The sequence below is a fragment of the Jeotgalibacillus sp. R-1-5s-1 genome, from assembly GCF_004405105.1.
Taxonomy (GTDB): Bacteria; Bacillota; Bacilli; order Bacillales; family Jeotgalibacillaceae; genus Jeotgalibacillus.
The window spans coordinates 25,937-46,272 of sequence record NZ_SORW01000052.1; the positions used below are offsets into that span (position 1 = coordinate 25,937).

Sequence of the window (20,336 nt, forward strand, 5' to 3'; positions counted from 1 at the left end):
TCAGCTTTTTCTTATCTTTCTTTGGAAAGTTAGCTTCAATAAAACTGTGCAAGCTACTTACTTTCCATTCTGGCATGGTGTCTGAGAAGGTTCCCGACATTTGTAGTAAAACGACTTTTACCTAACTAACCCTCAATCGTAGTCCCTTCTCAGCAGTACCTCTTTTGGAACATCTGTCCCGCGGGCGCCTCGCACATCGGTTTCTCCGGTTTCAGTAGGATAAAAGATGATAAAGCTTTCCGGGTTGGCGACAGCGAGACGGCTCGGCAGCTGGTCCAGCTGAGGGTGCCAGGCAATGGTTCCTTTGCGTGCACTCATGACGATGACAAGGTCGTTTTTGCGTAATGATTCGACCGGTTGATCATATAACTCCTGCCAGGATTTCAAACGGTGGATATAAGTGTTTACTTCCGGTTTAATGGCATTCAGAATCTTTTCATAAGGTTCAGTCTGATCACGGATGATTAAGACTTCAAGCACTGTGTTCAGAAGAGACGCCATACCTTTTACAATTCGGATCGCATCCGTGAAACCTGGTTTACGGTCTGAGCCATTCGGGATTAACAGAACGATGCGATCAGTCGTATTAAGCGGATGGCCAAGCTTGACGATCATGGCGCGCTCGTTCGTATGGTCAAGAAAATTATCAATGACGCTTCCAAACAGTTTCGTCTTGGTTGATTTCTGTCCGTTCCATCCGGCGATCACGGTTGTGATGCGTTCCTCTGCTACGGCACGCTCAATTCCTCTGCCGGGATTCCGGTCCACTTTAATCAGTGAGCGGGCAGGAATTTCAGCACCGGCTGCATAACCGATAGCTTGAGTAAGCATTTTTTCAGCGCCGGCAACTGCGTTTTCAACCGATTTAACATCACGCTGCACGACACTGAGTGGATAGATCGGCTCTTCGGACGCTTTTGCTTTTCTCACGACGAAGCTCAGATCAAGCAGTGTGTTAGTTGTTTTCGGATTGGCAACAGGGATCAGGATCCGTTCCGGACGCTCATCCTGAACAGCAGCCTCATCCATTTCTTCCGTTTCCGCAAGCTTCCGCCCGAATTTTTCAGTTAAATAAGGGCCGGCAATACACGTTAATAAAATCATTACGATCACGGCGTTCACGGTTGCAACATTTAATAGACCGAGATCGAATCCAACTAGTGTGGCGGCAAGTGTGGCAGCTGCCTGTGGAATGGTCAAGCCTATAATGACGAGATTTTCGTTACGGTTGTAACCGTAGATCTTACTGGTGATCATACTTGCGATGGATTTACCGATTAATACAGAACCCAAAACGACTGCAAGCATTACCCAGGCTTCAGCACTTGAAAACAGCACAGACACATCCATCAGCATTCCGACAGACAACAGGAAGAACGGGATGAACAATGCATTCCCTGTAAAACGGATCCGGTTCATTAAAGTCCCGTGATCATAAATGTAGCGGTTCAGAGCAAGACCAGCGAGGAAAGCCCCAATGATTGGTTCCAGTCCGGCAAGAAGCGCAAGTGCACCAGCGACAAACATGACTGTTAAGACAAAGTTAAATTCCATTTGACCGTCGTTGCTTGAGTTGCGGAAGAACCATTTGGCCATCAGAGGCGCACCGACCATTACGATCAACGCGAAAATGACTGTGGAAATGATCAGCCTCATCCAAAACTCTGCACTCGTATCTCCGCCTGCAAGACCAACAACTCCGGCTAAAATCAGCATGGCGAATGTATCCGTCATCAGCGTTCCGCCAATGGCTGTTGTGACTGCTTTGTTTTTGGCAATACCAAGTCTTGAAGCAATCGGGTAAGCAAGTAGTGTATGGGAACCGACGATGGATCCCAATAGAATGGCCGCACTCAGACTGAATTCAAGGTACAGGGCAAGTGCGGTCCCGAAAACCATCGGAATGAAAAAGGACATAAGGCCGAAGCCGATACTTCTCGTCCGGTATTTTTTAAACCCGTCAATATCGAGCTCAAGCCCGGCAATAAAAATGATAAAAAGTAATCCGACTGAGCCGAGAAGCTGGATCGTCTCTCCCCGTTCAAGAAGTCCGAGTCCGTTCGGGCCAACAATGACTCCGGCAAGAATCGGTCCGATAATTCCCGGGATCCTCAGTTTGCTCATAATAAAAGGTGAAATTAGAAAGATTAAGACAGCCAGTCCAAAGACAAGAACGGGCTCCTGAAATGGAAGAGTCATCGTTTTATCCTGCTTTCTGTTAGGTGTAATAAGGTTTACTATATCACAGCTTGTAAAGACAAGCGCTAATGAAAAAACCCGCCTCTTTTAATTGGCGGGTAAAGAGTTTATTCCTCGAGCTTTCTTAATTCAGAAAGCTCTTCTTCAATGGCTGATAACCTTTTTTCTGCAGATGTTACATCATGACCGACAGATTCTAGTTTTTCGAGATCGTCCTGTGCGCGGATATAATCCATTTTCAGTTCAGCAATCCGGCTGCTTATTTCAGATTTGGTCATATAAGATAACCTCCAATCCTAAAGACTTTTACCGATTATTTTTTCAGTTTACCAAAATAAGAGTTGATGAGGCAAAAGAATAGAGTAGGTCAATCGGATTAAGGGTATAGGATAAAGTGTTTTCAGAAAATTAAGAGGATTTAAGTCATAATTTGTTGAATGTACTACATAAATTCATTGATCAGGGAGGAAAAGCAATGTTCAAACCGTATCAGTCAAATCATTTTTTTGATGAAATGTTAGAACAGGATGGTACAACGCGCAACCACTATCAGGGATTTCACTCCATCATGAATCAATTTACGGAAGAGGAGCTCCGTGAAAAACATGAAACGGCTCAGTTAAGCTTTCTGCGGCAGGGGATCACGTTCACCGTTTATAGTGATAATGTCGGAACGGAGCGGACGATGCCGTTTGATTTTATTCCAATCATTATGCCTCCTGAGACGTGGGATATGATTGAAAAGGGGATGAAGCAGCGGGTTGAGGCCCTGAATATCTTTTTGGAGGATATTTATAACGATGGTGCGATTATCCGGGATGGGGTCATACCGCGTGAATTAATCGAACAAAACCCGAATTATTTTAAAAAGGAAATTGGCGGGGTGAAAATTCCGCTTCATAACCATATTTTTCTTGCGGGAATCGATCTTATACGTGACCAGGAAGGTACATACAGAGTGCTTGAGGACAATCTGCGCAACCCTTCCGGCATGTCTTATGTTTATCAGAACCGTTATGTCATGAGACAGGTGTATCCTGAATTTTTCAATCGTCACAGCATTCATTCTCTTGAGCACCAGCTATCAAACATGCATGAAGCCGTACTTGATCATTGTCCGGTGAATTGCGAACATCCTCCGAGAGCGGTTCTTCTGACACCAGGTATGTATAACTCCGCTTACTATGACCACCTGTTTCTTGCCCAGCAAATGGGGATTGAGCTTGTAGAAGGTCGGGACCTTCATGTGAGGGACGACGTTGTGTATATGAAGACGATCCGGGGCATGCAGCGTGTCGATATCATTTACCGCCGGATTGATGATGATTTCCTTGATCCGAAAGTGTTCAGGAAAGATTCAGCGCTTGGAGTACCGGGATTGCTGGAAGCTTACCGCAAAGGGAATGTTGCGATCCTGAACGGGATTGGAAACGGGGTAGCAGATGATAAAGCCATGTATGCTTTTGTTCCGGAAATGATCCGATATTATTTAAATGAGGAACCGATTATTCCAAATGTGGATACGTATTTTATGAGAAACATTGAGCAGCGTAAATGGGCGCTTGAAAATCTTGATCAGCTTGTTGTGAAAAACGTAGGGGCATCGGGTGGTTACGATATGCTGATCGGACCGCACGCAACGAACGAAGAGATTGCACGTTTTAAGAAAAAAATTGAAGAAGAACCACACCAGTATATCGCGCAGCCAACAATTCAGCTTTCACGCGCCCCGTCTTTCCAGGATGGACGTTTTTACCCATGCCATGTTGACCTTCGGGTGTTTGTCATGAGAGGAAAGCAGACGCATGTGCTTCCGGGTGGATTGTCGCGTGTAGCATTGAAGGAAGGTTCTCTTGTCGTGAATTCATCCCAGGGTGGCGGCGGGAAGGATACGTGGGTGCTTAAGAAGGGGGATGAACAGTATGCTCAGCAGAGTCGCTGATTCGCTTTACTGGATGTCAAGAAATATTGAGCGGGCTGAGAACAATGCACGGGTGCTCGGAGTGCAGCTGATTCAGATGCTCGAAGCCTCATCTGAAGAGACGCTGGCCCGTCACGATTGGGAGACGGTCCTTGAAATCTGCGGATCCAATACCCAGTTCAATGAGCTGTACCCGAATATGAGTACAAATCATCTGATTGAGTATCTGGCTTTTTCAGAGAATAACGCTAATTCCATTTTGAATTGCATCCGTTATGCACGCGAAAATGCACGCACAACACGTGATATCATTCCGAATGATTTGTTTGAAGTTTGGAATAATCTTTACCTCGATACACAGGAAATGAACATCAGGGAAGGGTCGCTGAGGGATGTGAAAACGTTTTTGGAGCGGGTCAAAGTCGCGTCACTGACCTCTCAGGGTATCGTTGATTCAATGATGACCAGAGGTGTTCCATACCGGTTTTTTAATATTGCTAAATGGCTGGAGCGTGCTGAGAAAACGGCACGGATTTTGAATATACTAAATGACCGTTCAGCAGCAGATCTCAATAAAGCGGACGGAACAAATTATTACTATTGGCGATCAGCACTTCAGCTTGTGAACGGATATGAGGAATATCTGAAAAAGTATCCACCACGTATGAATGAAAAGGACGTTTTAACATTTATGATCTCAGATTATGCATTTCCGAGATCGATCCAGTATTGTATGGATCATATAAGAGAATCCATTATTTCGCTTGAAGGCGGAAAGGTGTCCCATTATTCGTGGAGGATCTATGCAGCGCTTGACTCGTTAATCGATGAGTTTGATGAGCACAAAATCCGCTCGTTAAAAGAAAATGGAATCAGCGCGTTTCTTGACGACTTTCAAAACCGCTGTAACGACATCAGCCAGATTTTCTCTGAGACGTATTACCTTGTTGATCCGGCTGGTGTCCCTTGAAAGAATCCTGCATTTAATGAACAGTCATCCAGAAGGAGAGTAGACGGAATGAAATACGAAATTACGCATACGAATACATTTAAATATTCAACAAGGGTAGATCAGAGCATGAACGAGATCCGCCTGAAGCCAAGATCGGACGAATGTCAGCGCCTGCTTCATTACCGGGCGGAACTGACGCCTGCTTCACTCACAAAAGAATACAGTGATATCTGGGGAAATCATGTGGAATCCTTTTTTATCGCGGAGATGCATGAATCCCTTGAGGTAAAAACCATTTCGACCGTGAGCATTCAGAGAAGTCCCTTTATAGAAAGAATCGACTACTCTCCGGAAATGAGATCCATTTTTCATTCCGAGTTGTTCAGAAAACATTATCTGGCCTTTTTAAACCAGACTGCTTATACGTATCTCGAAGCGGATCAGGTCGCTAAAATTGTCAATGAAATCGGGGATACAGAAAATCCTGTCAAGTTCTCTTTAGATTTAATGAAGTATCTCCATGGAAAATTTGAGTATTCACCTGGCGTGACGAACGTGAACACCCAGGCCCGTGAGTCTATCGAGACTTTTAAAGGCGTCTGTCAGGATTATGCGCATGTGATGATCGGCGTGCTGAGAGCTCATGGAGTACCAGCCCGTTATATCAGTGGTTATTTATATGTAGGGGAAAATTCTGCACTTATAGGAGATGCTGCCACACATGCCTGGGTTGAGGTCATGGTTCCGGGAATCGGTTGGGTTGGCCTGGATCCTACCAATAATGTAGAAGCGTTAGAGAATCATATCCGTGTCGGGGTAGGGCGTGATTATGCGGATGTCAGTCCGCTTCAAGGCGTCTATCGCGGCGGGGAACAGTCCCTTGATGTAAAGGTAAGTGTGAAACTGCTTGACCAGTAATTGAAGAGGTTTTTCAGCAATCTAAAGGGTGGAGCAACTCTAACAGGAGTGGCCACCCTTTTTACATGAGGGACTTTGAAACCTTTTAAATAGACCGATATAGATAGAAAAAGGCGGAATGCGTCATGAGAAAGCGAACGGCTGTCGTAATCGGCGCTGAAACTGCTGTGGGTAAAGAACTGGTAAAAGAGCTTTGTTCACGAGAGGAATATGCAGAGGTTATTGCCCTGCTCTATCAAAGAATTGAATTTGAACATAGTAAATTAAGTAAGCGTCTGATCGATTTCAGATTCCTTGAGGCCAGGCATATTGGGTTAGTAGAAGATGTGTTTTTCTGTGTGCAGGCGAATGATTGGAAAAAGGGCGATTACGATCCTGTTAAAACAGCCGCTGCCGCCAAAAAATGCAATATTCAACAGTTCATCGTGATTTCTTCCATGAGTGCGAATCCGCGATCACTGTTTCGATCAGGGCGTATGCACGGAATGATGGAGGAACAGCTGAAGCAGCTTGCGTTACCCTCACTACTTATTGTCAGACCTTCCATTTTGTTAAACGACCCGGAGGAATATAAAGTATCCGAAGCACCCGCTGCCAGATTGTCCAGTTTTGCGGGCTGGGCTATGCAGGGACCTTTGAAATCATACAAAGGTATAAGAGCATCACAAGTGGCACTTGCAATGACGGAGAAGGCCTTAACCAAGGATTACCCCAAATACGCGATTTACAAATCAGGAGAAATTGAAAATATTAAACGCGGAGAGAATAAGACTTAATCCTTCTTTTGTATCAAAATAACTGTTAAAGTGTAGTCAGAAAATGAACGTGTTGAAAGAAGGTGTCGCGGATTGTTTAATTCATTATTATTTACAGCCATGCTGGTCATCTTTTTAGGAATCCTTTCACAATGGCTTTCCTGGAGAATCCGTCTTCCGGCAATCGTCGTTATGTCGGTAGCGGGAATCATTGTCGGACCGATGCTTGGCTTCATTAATCCTGAGCAGGAATTTGGAGATCTATATGGACCGATTATTTCAATGGCCGTTGCAATTATCCTTTTTGAAGGAAGCCTGCAGCTGGATTTTCGTGAAATAAAGGATCTTGGAAAACCGGTTTTCAGAATCGTCACGTTTGGTGCACTGATCGCGTGGATTCTCGGATCGCTGACAGCGCATTACATAGCGGGCTTGTCTTTGCCGGTCGCTTTTGTTATTGGCGGACTTTTCATTGTTACAGGGCCTACTGTCATTCTTCCTTTATTAAGACAGGCCAAGCTGAAGCCACGGCCTGCAAAAATATTGAAGTGGGAAGGGATCATCGTTGATCCTTTTGGTGTTTTAGTCGCTCTTTTTGCCTTTCAGATCATTCAATACTTCGTTGAAGAATCCTTTACACTGATCAACCTGCTTCTCTTCTTCGGAGCCGCAGCCTTTGCGACGCTCCTCGGATGGGGACTCGGTAAAGGGATGGGAACGATGTTTGAAAAAGGGTATATACCCGAGTTTCTCAAATCACCTGTCCTTTTTGCAGTTGTGTTACTCTGTTTCTCAGTAGCAGATGAAGTCATGCACGAAACAGGACTGCTCTCTGTTACGGCAATGGGTATGACAATGGCAAATATGCATATTTCTTCTATTGGAGATATGCGTCATTTTAAAGAAAATATTTCTGTTTTATTAATTTCGACGATCTTCATTATGCTGACAGCCTCATTGCAGGTGGAAACGCTGCTGGAGATTTTTAACCCGGCGATTATCGGGTATGTGCTGTTAATGCTATTCGTTGTGCGGCCACTATCGATCTGGCTCTCTACGATTGGAACAGATTTATCCAAACAGGAGCGGCTCCTAGTTGGCTGGATTGCGCCACGCGGAATTGTTGCCCTGACCGTGTCAGGTTACTTTGCTTCTGTCTTATTGGAAACGGGATTTGAAGACGCAGAGATTTTAACAGCTCTGACATTTGCTCTGGTGTTTGCAACAGTCTGTGCCCACGGCTTTTCAATCGGATTTGTGGCCAGAAAGCTGAAGCTTGCAAATGACGAAGGCCCTGGAATGATTGTGGTAGGAGGGAATGCTTTCACAAGAGGATTAACAGAAACGCTGCATGAAATGAAGGTGCCGGTCATTCTTGTTGATTCCTCATGGCGAAACCTTTCATCTGCCAGACAGAGGGGAGTCCCGACGTTCCACGGTGAAATTTTGTCGGAACAGACAGAATACAGCCTTGATATGACACCATATGAATCCATTATTGCAGCGACACAGCTGGACTCTTACAACGCTCTAGTCTGCTCAACGTTCACACCTTCGATTGGTCGTAAGCACCTGTTTCAGGTGTCAATGGAACAGAACCATGACGCAGATCTCGCAGGACTGAAGCACACAGTTGGGGGGCGAATCCTGTTCAGAGAAGAAGCAACCCTCCAGGAGCTCAACCGCCGTGTTGAAAATGGACATGTATTCAGAAAAACGCAGATTACAGAGCAGTACACGTATGAGACATACAAAGAAGACATTAATGAAGATGATTTGCTGATCGGTGTCTTAAATAAATCAGGTCATTTTGAGCCATTCGTAAAGGATTGGGATGTATCCATCAATGCCGGTGATACACTCATCCGATTAACTTCCGCGTCTAAAGATGTTGAGAAAGTAAAGCAGAAGCTGAATGGTGAAAAATAAGTAACAGCCTCTCCGGATTCTCGTTTTTGAGAATCCGGAGATTTTTTATGATACACATTAAGTTCGTGGCATTGAATATCCCTGAAACTGTTGTTAAATGCCAGTGATCAATCTATGTTATACTCACTAACAGAATGAACGGATAAAGGACTGAAAAACATGAAAAAAACAGTGGTGTTAGCAGAAAAACCTTCCGTTGGCCGTGATATTGCACGCGTGCTGAATTGTCACAAAAAAGGCAACGGCTATCTCGAAGGTGATCAATATATCGTCACATGGGCGCTCGGCCACTTAGTGACGCATGCTGATCCCGAGAATTACGGGGATCAGTATCAATCATGGAAATTAGAAGACCTGCCAATTTTACCGGACCCAATGAAGCTGGTTGTAATAAAAAAGACAGGCAAACAATTTCAGGCGGTGAAAAGCCAGTTAACCCGCGGAGATGTTGGTCAAATTGTCATTGCAACAGATGCCGGACGTGAAGGAGAGCTTGTTGCACGCTGGATTATTGAAAAAGCCAGGGTGAACAAGCCGGTAAAACGTCTCTGGATATCATCTGTAACGGATAAAGCAATCCGTGAAGGCTTTAAAAATCTGAAGGACGGCAAACAATACGAATCATTATATGCTTCAGCCGTTGCCCGCGCAGAAGCGGACTGGATCGTAGGGATTAATGCAACCCGTGCGCTCACAACGAAATTTAATGCACAGCTGTCATCCGGTCGTGTGCAGACCCCGACGATTGCCATGATCGCGATGAGAGAAGAAGAAATTCGCCAGTTTAAGCCGAAGACCTATTACGGGTTACAGGCACGACTTGAAGGCTTCCAGCTGAAATGGGCGGATGACAAGGGACAATCATCCACCTTCAACGAACAAAAAGTGGATGGTCTTTTAGCGAAGCTGAAAGGCAGCGCAGCGCTGATTAAGGACGTCAAGAAAACACCGAAAAAAATGTATGCAAAACCTTTATATGATTTGACAGAGCTGCAGCGTGATGCGCATAAACGTTATGGATTCTCAGCAAAAGAGACGCTGTCAACGCTGCAAAAGCTGTATGAACAGCACAAGCTCGTGACGTATCCGCGCACGGACTCACGCTATTTATCCTCTGATCTGACAGAGACACTTGCTGACCGTTTAAAAGGGATGAAAGTAAATACGTATGCACCACACGTGGTGAAGCTGTTGCGAAATCCGATCAAAGCAAGCAGCCGTTTCATTAATGACGCAAAGGTATCAGATCACCATGCCATCATCCCAACGGAGGAAACATTGCGCCCTGAAAAGCTGAATGATAAAGAATGGAAAATCTATGACCTGATCGCAGAGCGCTTTTTATCCGTCCTGATGCCTGCTTATGAATACGAGCAGACGGTCATCACGGCAGACATCGCAGGCGAAACCTTTACGGCAAAAGGCAATATTCCTATCTCACTAGGCTTCAAAGAGCTCGATCAGCGAGAGGAAGAAGGCGTTGCAGGAGCACTTCCACCAGTTGAAAAGGGTAGTAAATGGACGGTGCAGAATCTATCGGAAACAACGGGCGAAACCCAGCCTCCTGCCCGTTTTAACGAAGCAACCCTGCTTTCAGCAATGGAAAATCCGAAAGCTTTCATGTCCGGTGAAAAAAAGGAACTCGTTCAGACACTGGGTGAAACAGGCGGCCTTGGAACTGTAGCAACCCGCGCAGACATTATTGAAAAGCTCTTCAACAGCTTTTTAATCGAAAAGCGTGGCAACGATATTTTCCTGACGTCAAAAGGCCGTCAGCTGCTGGACCTTGTACCGGATGAGCTCCGTTCACCTGCCTTGACAGCGCAATGGGAGCAGAAGCTTTCAGCTATAGCAGATGGTAAGCTCAAACAGCAGGAATTTATGAAAGAAATGACTCAGTTTTCCAAAGATGTCGTGCGTTCGATCAAAAACAGCAAAGCGCAATATAAGCACGACAACATGACAGGAACCCACTGTCCGGACTGCGGCAAACTCATGCTGGAGGTCAACGGAAAAAAAGGTAAAATGCTCGTTTGTCAGGACCGTGAATGCGGACACCGCAAAAACGTCGCAAAGAAAACCAACGCCCGCTGCCCGAACTGTAAAAAGAAAATGGACCTGCGCGGTGAAGGAGAAGCACAAACCTTCAGCTGTGTCTGCGGCTATCGCGAAAAAATGGACGCCTTCCATAAACGCCGCAAACAAAACACCCAAAACAAAGCCGGAAAACGCGACGTTGCCAACTACATGAAAAAACAAAACAAAGAAGAAGAACCAATCAACTCAGCACTCGCTGATGCATTGAAAAACCTCAAATTGTAAACCTGAAAAAAGACTGCCTGCGGGCAGTCTTTTTTATTGGAGAGTTGTGAGGGGTGGAGGATGGGGGCGCTTCGCAGAATTTCATGTGAGGTTCAAAGAATATGAGGTCAGTTTCGAAGAATATACTGCGTTGTTCACAAAATACCAGCATTGGTTCGCGGGATTTTGTGCAAGTTTCATGGGATTGTGACAAATAGACTATCCACTTTCACTACGCCTCGACCCCGAATGAAATGATAAACCAGGTGAGTGGAGCGGAAGGCAGCGACTCCTGCGGCAGTGAAGGACAGGTGAAACTCCGAAGACGCGTAGCGGCTTGGAGGTTCACCGTCCGGCCGCGGAAAGCGTCCGACTGGAGCGGAGCTCACCGGTCCATCAAATAATATGATTTATATTAGTTACATGCTGCCGGGAAAGGAATGACCCGGCACGGTTTTTAAAAAATTTATCAAACAATCAATTAGCAGCATCAAACTCCGCCGACGCCCTCTTATAATAAATCGCAAAAAACGTCACAGCACCAGCTGCCAAAACAGTCAGCGTAATAAATACATTACTGTAAATCAAATTCGTTCCTTCCCCTGATAATGGATTCAGCTGTAGTCTCACACCCTGAATCTCAAGCACCGCTCCGAAAATCGCACTCGAAAAGGCACCGCCCATAAAGTTCAGCAGATTAAACAACCCAATCCCGACACCATTTTGCTCAGGTGTCAAAACAGATGACAGAATATCCGCCGTCGAGCTTTGTACAAGCGGGAAGCCAAGATAAGCGACCAGCATACAAATAGAAATGATCCACGCTTCATTCCCTGCAAACGTTGAAATCAGGAAGCACCCTGAAGCAATCAGCAGCAGTGCGGTGATGACAACGGGTACGCCACCGCGCTGATCAATAACACGTCCGCCATATTGACCTAAAATTCCTGAAATAATCGCACCCGGGAATAAAACAAGTCCAATGCCAATTGTTGAAATTGCATTTAGATCACGTAACATTATAGGAATGATAAAAATCAGTCCAAACAGGCAGGACGTCCCGAAGAAGCTGGTGAATACCGTGATGGTGTATCGTTTGTTTTTTAAAATAGACGGTTGAATAAATGGATTTTTCGCTTTCATTGTCCACCAGATAAATAAACCGCCGGCTACAACCGTGATCGCAAGCATCCACGTAGTAAGGGACGTAATAAACATCAACAGACTGGCAACGGTCACAGCAATCAAAAATGCACCCGGAATATCCACGCTGCCCGGTCTGCGTTCCTCTTCAGGAAGCCATCTTCTAAAAAGAGGAATGGATAAAGCAGACATCATAGATAAAATAAACAGGAAGCGCCAGTCCAGAACGCCACCGATAAAGCCGCCTAAAATCGGACCGATTCCGGAAGCGAATGCAACGGTGGAGGCAACGTAACCAAACACCTTGCCACGGTTTGATGGCATAAATCTCGCGGGAATAATAAATGAAAGTGCCGGAATACTAGCGCCACCCATCGCCTGGAAAATGCGTGCGATGATCAGTGTCGTGTAGTTAGGGGACAAAAAACCAAGCAGTGAGCCGAATGCAAAAAGTGCAATGCCGACTGTAAAGAGTGTCCGGATGGCAAACAGGTCTGCCAGTTTGCCATACATCAATGAACCAATCGCAAATACGAGGATATATCCTGTCAGTACCCAGCTGACCTGGGACGGGGACAGATTAAAATCTGCCGATATATCAGGAACAGCCACGTTAAACATGGTGCCGTTCATGACCGTAAAGGATAAAATTAAACATATTAAAAAAGTCAGCTTTTTCTTCTGACTATCGGGAACTTCCACTGGAGTCATGTTATCGCCTCAAATCTCTATTTATTTCGATCTCCAAACTAATCATAGTCCCGTAAGGCTGGAATGTAAAACACTTAAACCGTTATCATGTAAAATAAAAATAATCAGAATAGGAGGGCAATTGGGATGGCAAAAGGTAAAACGAATGCAATGCGCCTGCTTGACGCGGCGGACATTCATTATGAGACATTTGAATACGACACAAAAGACGGGTTAACGGATGGCATTTCAGCTGCTGAAAAAATTGGCCGCAGCCGGGAGGAAGTGTATAAAACGCTGGTGACGCAGGGAACATCAAAACAACACTACGTCTTTGTTATTCCCGTTGACCAGGAATTAAATCTCAAAAAAGCGGCTGCGGCAGCCAAAGAAAAGAAGGTTGAAATGATCCCGATGAAAACACTTCAGCCACTGACGGGTTACATAAAAGGCGGCTGTTCTCCAATCGGGATGAAAAAGAAGTTTCCTACTTTTTTGCACGAGTCCGCAAAAACAAGAGAAACCGTGATTGTCAGTGCAGGACAAATCGGTAAACAAATTGAAATAAAACCCGCTGACCTTTGCCAGATCACGGATGGTGAGATAACAGACCTCGTCTAATATGTTTTTCCAAGTTTAGCTTTTTAAGTGAAGGGTAATATTTCCTCTGTAGACCTATTTAGGAGGAGATAACAAATGAGTTTATTTTACAAAGAGTTCACAAATGATGAAGAGGTAGTAAACGCAGTTAGCTCCATTAAAGCAAAAGGTGTAAATGAAGATACGATTTATGTCATCACGCATGATGATGACCGCACGAACCGGATTGCTGATAACGCAGATGCCAACACAGTAGGCGCAGCAGAAACAGGGTTTGGCACAGCAGCAAAGAATGTATTCCGAAAAGATGGGGACAAGCTTCGATCCCAGTTTCAGGAGCTTGGGTTCACAGAAGCGGAAGCAGAAACAATGGAAGAAAAACTCGATGAAGGCAAAGTGTTTGTCGTTGTGAAAGACGCACCAGCCGGATTTGTGATTTAAAGGTAATGTGATAAAAAAGGACCTGTTCACGCCTGCGTGAGCAGGTTCTTTGTCTTTTGGACATGCTGCCTGTCCAAAAGATAAAAGAAGGAAATAACAAACAAACTTTACCTCTATTTTTCTCTAAATATGTTACAGTAAAGCAATAAAGAATGAGAGAAAGAAGGAAGAGAGTGTTGAGAAGTCTTGTTTTTCGCTGGAGTTTCTTTCTGATTGGACTGGTCATATTAGCTTTAGGTGCAACGTTATCAATTAAGGCACAGGTGCTTGGTATTGCACCGTGGGATGTCCTGCATGTCGGGCTGTTTTACCAGCTCGGTCTGACGATTGGAACGTGGGCCATCATTGTAGGTGCACTGATTATCGCAGGGACTGCCATGGTATTAAAGCAGTGGCCGAAAATCGGAGCGATTTTAAATATGCTGCTGGTCGGCGTTTTTATCGATATTTTTAACTGGCTCCTGCCCAATCCTGAAACAATGACTGGCGCAATTTTTCTGTTGTTGCTGGGTGTAGTAGTGATGGGGTACGGTGTTGGTATTTATGTGTCGGCAAACCTTGGTGCGGGACCGCGCGACACGGTGATGATGATTGTCCATGAAAAGACAGGCTGGAAGATTTCCACTGTCAGACGCGGGATTGAACTGATCGTACTGGCTGGCGGATGGTTCCTGGGAGGTCCTGTGGGGATCGGAACAGTGGTCATTGCGCTATTTACCGGAACGATTGTTAACGTATCTCTGCCACAAAGTACGATATTGCTGAATAAGCTGATAGAAAGAAATTCAAAGGCTGTTCATGCGTCATAGCCTCTTTTCCGGGCAAATTGGTTGGTTATAAAGTGCAGATCCTGTAAACTAAAGTCACCAACACAGGACAGGAGTGGTTTTGTGTACGATTTTGCCAAAACAGATGATCAAAAAAAGCTGCTTGCAAAATTGCAGGAGCTGACTGACATATTTAAAGAAAGAGAACCACAACTCGATCAGCCAGGTGCTTACCCTGAGGAAAATATGAAAGACCTGATCAAAATGGGATACTCTGTTCTGACGCTGCCTGAAGAGTTTGGCGGGCAGGGAAAAGGGCTGTATGATTATGTGCTCGGGCAGGAAGCGATTGCAAAGGGCAGTGGTGCCACCGCACTTTCCATGGGCTGGCACACAGGGGCCCTGCTTGAATACAGTGAAAAACGCCATTGGAAAAAGGAAGCGTCAGAATTTATTTTACCGAAAATAAAAGAAGGTGCACTGATCAATACGGCTGCGACTGAAAAAGGAGCCGGCAGTCCGATGAGAGGGGCGCTTCCGAAGACGGCAGCTGTACAGGCTATGGATGGCTGGCGCATTACGGGTGAGAAATCATATACATCTCTTGCACCAATGATCAATTATTTCTTTATTACTGCGGTGATCGAAGGTACGGAAGAAGTAGCGACTTTTATTGTGCCGTCAGATGCTGAAGGTGTTTCAATTCGTGAAACGTGGGACAGCATTGGGATGCACGGGACCGCAAGTCATGACCTTGTGCTGGAGGATGTTTTTGTCTCACCAAATGCCATGCTGAAGGATGGAAAATCAGATAGTCAAAAACCGCTGCCTCCAGGCTGGCTTCTTCATATTCCGGCATGTTACATCGGGATTGCAGGAGCTGCGCTGGAAGAGGCTTCGCGTTTTGTATCAGGTTATGAGCCGGCTTCTTTAGGAAAACCGGTTGGAAGCTTGCCGACCGTTCAGGAAAAGCTTGGAGATCTGCAAATAAAACTCATTAGTGCCAGACAGGTGCTTTATCATACAGCAAGTGCTTATGAAGAAGCTTCAGACAAAGAAGACGTGAGGGCACTGCTTCAGTCTGCAAAAGTCACGGTGACCAATGCAGCGGTAGACATTGTGGAGAAAGCAATGAGAATAGTTGGACCACAGAGTATGTCAGCCTCCAATCCGATGCAGCGTTACTATCGTGACGTTCGAATGGGACTGCACAATCCGCCGATGGAGGATATGGTGAATGCGACTTTTGGGAAACGGCTTGTGGAGAAATCGTGAAATAGAAAAACCTGATCCGACCGGATCAGGTTTTTCTATTTTATAAGCCATGTAGGAGTCTTCAAAATCCCCTGTCACATTTTATTTTACTTCAACACCACATTATCAAACGTCAGCGTATGCCCTTCAAAAGAAGCACCTTCTGTTGCGCCGAGTAAAAACTTCAGGCTGAGCGGTCCTTTTTCAGGAACGGTAAAGGTAAACTCATATGCCTGCTCGCCTTCCGCAATTGACACCACTTCTGACAGATAACGTGTATAAGCTGCGTTTTCTACTGTCACTTCAATGTTTCTGGTTAAAGTAGATGCTGCATCAAAGCTTAATGTGTAGGTTTTACCAGGCTCCAAAGTGAGTCCGTCCTGGAAAAACTGTACGCTCCATGCTTCCTGACCCTGCTGTGTAATGTCGATAACGGCTTTTCCGTCAACCTGGGCAACTGATGCCTGAGCATCAAAGTGAATGTAGGAGTTCCAGCTTTCAAGGCTTGACTCAAATTCCCCGTTTTTAACTGGAACAAGGTCAACCGGATTTCCTGTTTTCTTTAAAAAGACATTGTCTGCTTCAATCAGTCCGCCACCGACAGACAGCACAAGCTGAGCATTTAGATCATCAAGGCCGGACATCGTGAAAGCCGATGTCTGTGTAGACCAGTCGTCAGTAACAGATAGCGTCTCAGAATGATACACTTCTGAACCATCCTCACTTAAAAACTCAACGAGCACTTCATTTGATTCGTCAGATTTCAGATCAAGCGTCAGCTCATAGTCACCTTCGTTCTGAAGCTGGATGCCTTTTTGAATCAGCTGAACGGCATCTGGTTCCTGATCGGACTGTGATGTGAATACACGACGGTCTGCATCAACCTGTACAACAGCATTTTCATCAGTCTTCTCGATATTCCAGAATAGCAGACGGTCAGGGAAGCCCTGATCAAATGTTCCGTTGTAGACAAGATTTCCGTTGCTTAATGGATCTTTTGAAGCATCTTCATTTAATTCCGGTGCTTCTGTTTCCTCTACTTTTACATTGCCAATCCAGACAGGCAGTGTAGAAAGACCAAGATTAAATTCAAGACGTGCAGCAACATCCGTTTCCTCTGTCATCTGGAACGTCATTTCATATGTCTTCAGATCACTTGACAGCGCAAAGGATTCGCTGCTTGAGTAAGTCGCATAATCCCGGTCCGCATCGCCGCTGACCTTCACATTGATATTGCGGGATTGTGTTGATTTTGCATCAAAGCTTACTTTGTAATAGCGGCCTTTACCAATCGTTACATCCTGAATTAATTGCACGGAATAAGGCTGACTTCCGCCATTTTGAATGTCTGTTCTGGCGAATGTCTGACCATTAAGGTCCTCAAGTGAAACAGACGCCTGTCCGCCGAAATCAGGTACCGTCAGGAAGTACCAGTGATCCGTATTAGCAACGCCATCAATACCTGCAACATCAGGTGAATCCTGATTAAACCCGCTGTTGTACACCAGGTTGCCGTCCTCTAAAGGAAGTTTTGCATTCTCAGGAAGTGGCTCTGCCTCTACAACAGGCAGTTCAGGCGTTTTGTAATCGCGCCCTGTCAGATCATAAACACGTACATATTCAACGTCCATCGACTGTGGGAATACCGTATCCTCTGTTGGTTCTCCGTCAAAGTTTCCGCCCACAGCAAGGTTCAACAGCATATGAAACGGCTGATCGAATGGAGCAGGATATGCGTGATTAGCAGATGCATTTCGCTCTTTGCTGTACCAGTTATCCTGTGTCTGATAAAGGACACCATCTACATACCAGCGGATTTCTCCAGGCTCCCACTCCACAGAATAAATGTGCTCATCAGCAATTGTTGAGCCATCAGGGAAGGTATATTCTGCGCCTGTATACTTGTTGTTTGGCCATGTTTCACCGTAATGAATTGTTCCGATCGCTTCGTGCGGACGGCTTCCTTTTGCTTCTAAAATATCAATCTCACCTGATGCAGCCCAGCCGCCGTAGCGATCCTCTTCAGGCAGCATCCAGAAAGCAGGCCACATACCTTTACCTACTGGCAGTGAGGCCTTCATTTCAAATTTACCGTATGTTTTAGAGAAAAGACCCTTCGTTCTTAAACGTGCAGACGTATAATCGAATCCTTCATATTCCTCTTTAAGCGCTGTAATAGAAAGCTTTCCATCCTCTGTTTTTGCATTTTCAGGACGGTCTGTATAGTATTGCTTTTCATTATTGCCCCAGCCTGAAATGAATTCTCCGTTGGCATCTGTAAATCCGTTCCCGATCTCAAAATCCCATTTAGAACGGTCGATTTCAGTGCTGTTGAATTCATCGTGCCAAACGAGAGACCAAGGCGTGATGAAATCATCCGGGTTGTCAGTAGCCGTCCCGTTAAACGAAATCGCCTTTTCAAGGTTAGCTTCCTGAATCAGACCTTCACCGGAAATGTTTGATTTGCCGCCTAAAGACGATACCGTAAGTTCTTTGACGAGGCTATCCAGAGGAAGATCAACATCTGTAAGCGCATTCAAAAATAAGCGATCAACAATACCGTTAATATCTAACTCATTTTCCTTTTTGGAAAGACCTTTGTTTTTGCCTTTCACCGTGACGTCTGTGAACTCTCCGTTTAGTTCAGCGTTTGTCCCGTTTAAAAGGGTGATCGCTTCAAAGCCTTCGTTCGTCAGCTCTGTTTCTGTTAATGAAGCGCCGGACTCAAGCTCTGTCAGGGAGATAAATGTATCTCCGGACACCGTAACTTCTGTATTGTGTGGTGAGTTGTTAAAGGCAAGTTTTTGCAGTGAAGAGTCCGTGATCGTCAGGCTTTCAGGAGCCTTTCCTTTTATGTAGGTGGATCCTTTCACTGTGACGTTTTCAAGTGTGATGTTTTTTCCCGCAGCAGGTGTGATTACGAGATCTCCTTCAATCACCTGATTGCTTAATACAGCCTGCTTCAGTTGAAAGGTTGAGTCTTTTTTAGCATAACCAGTACCGGCTACACTTGGTACTGCGAGCGATAAGGCAAGCAGACAGACGCCTGTCTTTTTTAACATTGCATTCCCTCCTTCAATTTTGTCCTACGTGGGACATTTGTATATAACTATAAAAGCATTCACTATGATTGACAACATTTTTTTACAATAATGAATGCTTTATTTGAAAAAGTTATGGACGGGACGCACACGACTGACGTTCTGTCAGAACAGCCTGAAAGGATTGTGATGGGACAGATGCTGATTCTTCAATCATGTTAATTAATGTGTAAACGAGATAAGTAGCCATTTCAATTCTTGGGATGTGCATTGTCGTCAGTGCCGGACTGGTGTATTCTGTAAGTCTGATATTATCAAATCCAATCAGCGAAACGTCCTGCGGAACCTGAATGTGATGCTCGTGTAACGCTTTTAATGCACCGATCGCAATCAAATCATTAGAGCATACAATCGCTGAGGGAAGTGAATCTGTTTTAACCCATTCACGAATGGCTTCATAACCGGATTGTTCAATGAAATATCCTTGATAAATCTGCTCTGCGGACAGCCCCGATTCCTTCATCGCTCTCTGAAATCCGTTGAGTCGTTCCTGAGAAGCTCTATTTTCAGCTTCTCCCGTAATCATACCAAGGACCTGGTGCCCTGATTCAATCAGATAACGGGTCGCCGAATAGGCAGCTTCCTCATTTAACAATAGAGGAACGGGTACGTCATCTGTCAGCTGTGTAAGGTTATTCTGATCAAAGACGCCGACCAGAAATCCTGCTTTCGTAATGGCGTCCACGATATTCTGAACGTTCGACCAGCTGATAATCATCCCTGCATCAATGCTTTTTTCACGGTAAAGCTTTAACACGGGTGCCGGATCGTGAACATCGGCAGTTGTGACAAGAACGTTATATCCCTTTTCTGCAGAAGCACTGATCATGCTCCCGATCACCACACTGTAAAACTGGTCATCTGCATAAATATTATGCTTAGCCGGATCCTGTATGATAAAAAGCCCAAGCGTATGGGTTTTCTGCTTTGTTAAACGGCGTGCAGAAACGTTTGGGTGGTAATTGTGTTCATTCATAATGGCTAAAATCCGCTCGCGTGTTTCAGCCTTAACCTGCGCGGAGTTATTTAAAACGCGCTGTACCGTTTTCCGGGATACGCCAGCGAGTCTCGCGATATCAAAAGTGTCCATGATGATCCTCCTGTGTTCAAAAGCTTGTTATGTATGATTATAGCGGAAGAATGTGGGATGTGCATGGGAATGGGGGATGTTTAGTGGGAGGGGCGTGTGTGCGTGGAACCGGTTCGTCAGCTTGTTGGGTGAATTCGTGAGTTCCGGCCGAGGGTTCGTGAGGTTAGACGCGAAGTTTGTGAGGTTCCGTGGCAAGTTCGTGAGCTTCCGCGGGAATTTGTGAGTTTAGTGTAATTTGACCTATGCAGAAGAGGCGTTTTTACGAGCCAGTATGT

Annotated in this window: 15 protein-coding genes; 10 read left to right on the forward strand and 5 right to left on the reverse strand. The window is 45.2% G+C overall.

Going from position 1 to position 20,336, the window contains the following annotated elements:
• Positions 1-132: 132 nt before the first annotated feature.
• Both E2491_RS14905 and E2491_RS17570 read right to left on the reverse strand, forming a co-directional pair.
• On the reverse strand, positions 133-2,199 hold the full coding sequence (locus E2491_RS14905; RefSeq protein WP_134376423.1) for a cation:proton antiporter: 2,067 nt from the start codon (positions 2,197-2,199) through the stop codon (positions 133-135).
• A 107-nt stretch (positions 2,200-2,306) separates the two neighbouring features.
• Positions 2,307-2,477 (reverse strand): SE1832 family protein, encoded by a 171-nt coding sequence (locus E2491_RS17570; protein ID WP_166805901.1) that lies wholly within the window; start codon positions 2,475-2,477, stop codon positions 2,307-2,309.
• Between the two features lie 197 nt (positions 2,478-2,674).
• Here E2491_RS17570 and E2491_RS14910 point away from each other — a divergent pair, with 197 nt between their 5' ends.
• The 6 genes from E2491_RS14910 (at position 2,675) to E2491_RS14935 (ending at position 10,996) form a co-directional block, all read left to right on the forward strand.
• Complete coding sequence (locus E2491_RS14910; RefSeq protein ID WP_134376424.1) at positions 2,675-4,141, forward strand: circularly permuted type 2 ATP-grasp protein; 1,467 nt, start codon at positions 2,675-2,677, stop codon at positions 4,139-4,141.
• Entirely contained in the window at positions 4,122-5,090 is a 969-nt protein-coding gene (locus E2491_RS14915) for an alpha-E domain-containing protein (protein ID WP_134376425.1), read from the forward strand. Before E2491_RS14910 ends, E2491_RS14915 begins: the two co-directional genes overlap by 20 nt.
• A gap of 48 nt (positions 5,091-5,138) precedes the next feature.
• Entirely contained in the window at positions 5,139-5,990 is an 852-nt protein-coding gene (locus E2491_RS14920; RefSeq protein WP_134376426.1) for a transglutaminase family protein, read from the forward strand.
• Positions 5,991-6,115: 125 nt separating this feature from the next.
• Positions 6,116-6,766, forward strand: a complete 651-nt coding sequence (locus E2491_RS14925; RefSeq protein ID WP_134376427.1) for a Rossmann-fold NAD(P)-binding domain-containing protein — start codon at positions 6,116-6,118, stop codon at positions 6,764-6,766.
• Positions 6,767-6,838: 72 nt separating this feature from the next.
• Positions 6,839-8,674 (forward strand): cation:proton antiporter, encoded by a 1,836-nt coding sequence (locus tag E2491_RS14930; protein WP_134376428.1) that lies wholly within the window; start codon positions 6,839-6,841, stop codon positions 8,672-8,674.
• Positions 8,675-8,833: 159 nt separating this feature from the next.
• Positions 8,834-10,996, forward strand: coding sequence for a DNA topoisomerase III (locus E2491_RS14935; protein ID WP_134376429.1), 2,163 nt, complete (start codon positions 8,834-8,836; stop codon positions 10,994-10,996).
• A gap of 456 nt (positions 10,997-11,452) precedes the next feature.
• Here the strand turns inward: E2491_RS14935 and E2491_RS14940 are convergent, their stop codons facing one another.
• Complete coding sequence (locus E2491_RS14940) at positions 11,453-12,829, reverse strand: MFS transporter (RefSeq protein WP_134376430.1); 1,377 nt, start codon at positions 12,827-12,829, stop codon at positions 11,453-11,455.
• 126 nt (positions 12,830-12,955) lie between these two features.
• On the opposite strand from E2491_RS14940, the gene ybaK reads away from it, so the two are divergent.
• The 4 genes from ybaK to E2491_RS14960 all read left to right on the forward strand — a co-directional run bounded on the left by ybaK (position 12,956) and on the right by E2491_RS14960 (position 15,891).
• Positions 12,956-13,429 (forward strand): Cys-tRNA(Pro) deacylase, encoded by a 474-nt coding sequence (ybaK, locus tag E2491_RS14945; RefSeq protein WP_134376431.1) that lies wholly within the window; start codon positions 12,956-12,958, stop codon positions 13,427-13,429.
• Positions 13,430-13,504: 75 nt separating this feature from the next.
• Positions 13,505-13,849: a YflT domain-containing protein gene (locus E2491_RS14950; protein ID WP_134376432.1), complete on the forward strand. Its 345-nt coding sequence runs from the start codon at positions 13,505-13,507 to the stop codon at positions 13,847-13,849.
• 173 nt (positions 13,850-14,022) lie between these two features.
• On the forward strand, positions 14,023-14,658 hold the full coding sequence (locus E2491_RS14955; RefSeq protein WP_134376433.1) for a YczE/YyaS/YitT family protein: 636 nt from the start codon (positions 14,023-14,025) through the stop codon (positions 14,656-14,658).
• A gap of 81 nt (positions 14,659-14,739) precedes the next feature.
• Complete coding sequence (locus E2491_RS14960; RefSeq protein ID WP_134376434.1) at positions 14,740-15,891, forward strand: acyl-CoA dehydrogenase family protein; 1,152 nt, start codon at positions 14,740-14,742, stop codon at positions 15,889-15,891.
• 86 nt (positions 15,892-15,977) lie between these two features.
• On the opposite strand, the gene E2491_RS14965 is transcribed toward E2491_RS14960, so the two are convergent.
• Positions 15,978-18,932, reverse strand: coding sequence for a carbohydrate binding domain-containing protein (locus E2491_RS14965; RefSeq protein WP_134376435.1), 2,955 nt, complete (start codon positions 18,930-18,932; stop codon positions 15,978-15,980).
• A 112-nt stretch (positions 18,933-19,044) separates the two neighbouring features.
• The gene (locus tag E2491_RS14970; protein WP_134376436.1) at positions 19,045-20,061 is read right to left on the reverse strand and encodes a LacI family DNA-binding transcriptional regulator; all 1,017 of its coding nucleotides are present in this window, start codon (positions 20,059-20,061) and stop codon (positions 19,045-19,047) included.
• Positions 20,062-20,336: the final 275 nt, after the last annotated feature.

What these genes read in the sequence shown, in the direction of transcription:
- E2491_RS14905 (WP_134376423.1), bottom strand. Translation starts at nt 2,199, where the DNA reads ATGACTCTTCCATTTCAGGAGCCCGTTCTTGTCTTTGGACTGGCTGTC.
- E2491_RS17570 (WP_166805901.1), bottom strand. Translation starts at nt 2,477, where the DNA reads ATGACCAAATCTGAAATAAGCAGCCGGATTGCTGAACTGAAAATGGAT.
- E2491_RS14910 (WP_134376424.1), top strand. Translation starts at nt 2,675, where the DNA reads ATGTTCAAACCGTATCAGTCAAATCATTTTTTTGATGAAATGTTAGAA.
- E2491_RS14915 (WP_134376425.1), top strand. Translation starts at nt 4,122, where the DNA reads ATGCTCAGCAGAGTCGCTGATTCGCTTTACTGGATGTCAAGAAATATT.
- E2491_RS14920 (WP_134376426.1), top strand. Translation starts at nt 5,139, where the DNA reads ATGAAATACGAAATTACGCATACGAATACATTTAAATATTCAACAAGG.
- E2491_RS14925 (WP_134376427.1), top strand. Translation starts at nt 6,116, where the DNA reads ATGAGAAAGCGAACGGCTGTCGTAATCGGCGCTGAAACTGCTGTGGGT.
- E2491_RS14935 (WP_134376429.1), top strand. Translation starts at nt 8,834, where the DNA reads ATGAAAAAAACAGTGGTGTTAGCAGAAAAACCTTCCGTTGGCCGTGAT.
- E2491_RS14940 (WP_134376430.1), bottom strand. Translation starts at nt 12,829, where the DNA reads ATGACTCCAGTGGAAGTTCCCGATAGTCAGAAGAAAAAGCTGACTTTT.
- ybaK (WP_134376431.1), top strand. Translation starts at nt 12,956, where the DNA reads ATGGCAAAAGGTAAAACGAATGCAATGCGCCTGCTTGACGCGGCGGAC.
- E2491_RS14950 (WP_134376432.1), top strand. Translation starts at nt 13,505, where the DNA reads ATGAGTTTATTTTACAAAGAGTTCACAAATGATGAAGAGGTAGTAAAC.
- E2491_RS14965 (WP_134376435.1), bottom strand. Translation starts at nt 18,932, where the DNA reads ATGTTAAAAAAGACAGGCGTCTGTCTGCTTGCCTTATCGCTCGCAGTA.
- E2491_RS14970 (WP_134376436.1), bottom strand. Translation starts at nt 20,061, where the DNA reads ATGGACACTTTTGATATCGCGAGACTCGCTGGCGTATCCCGGAAAACG.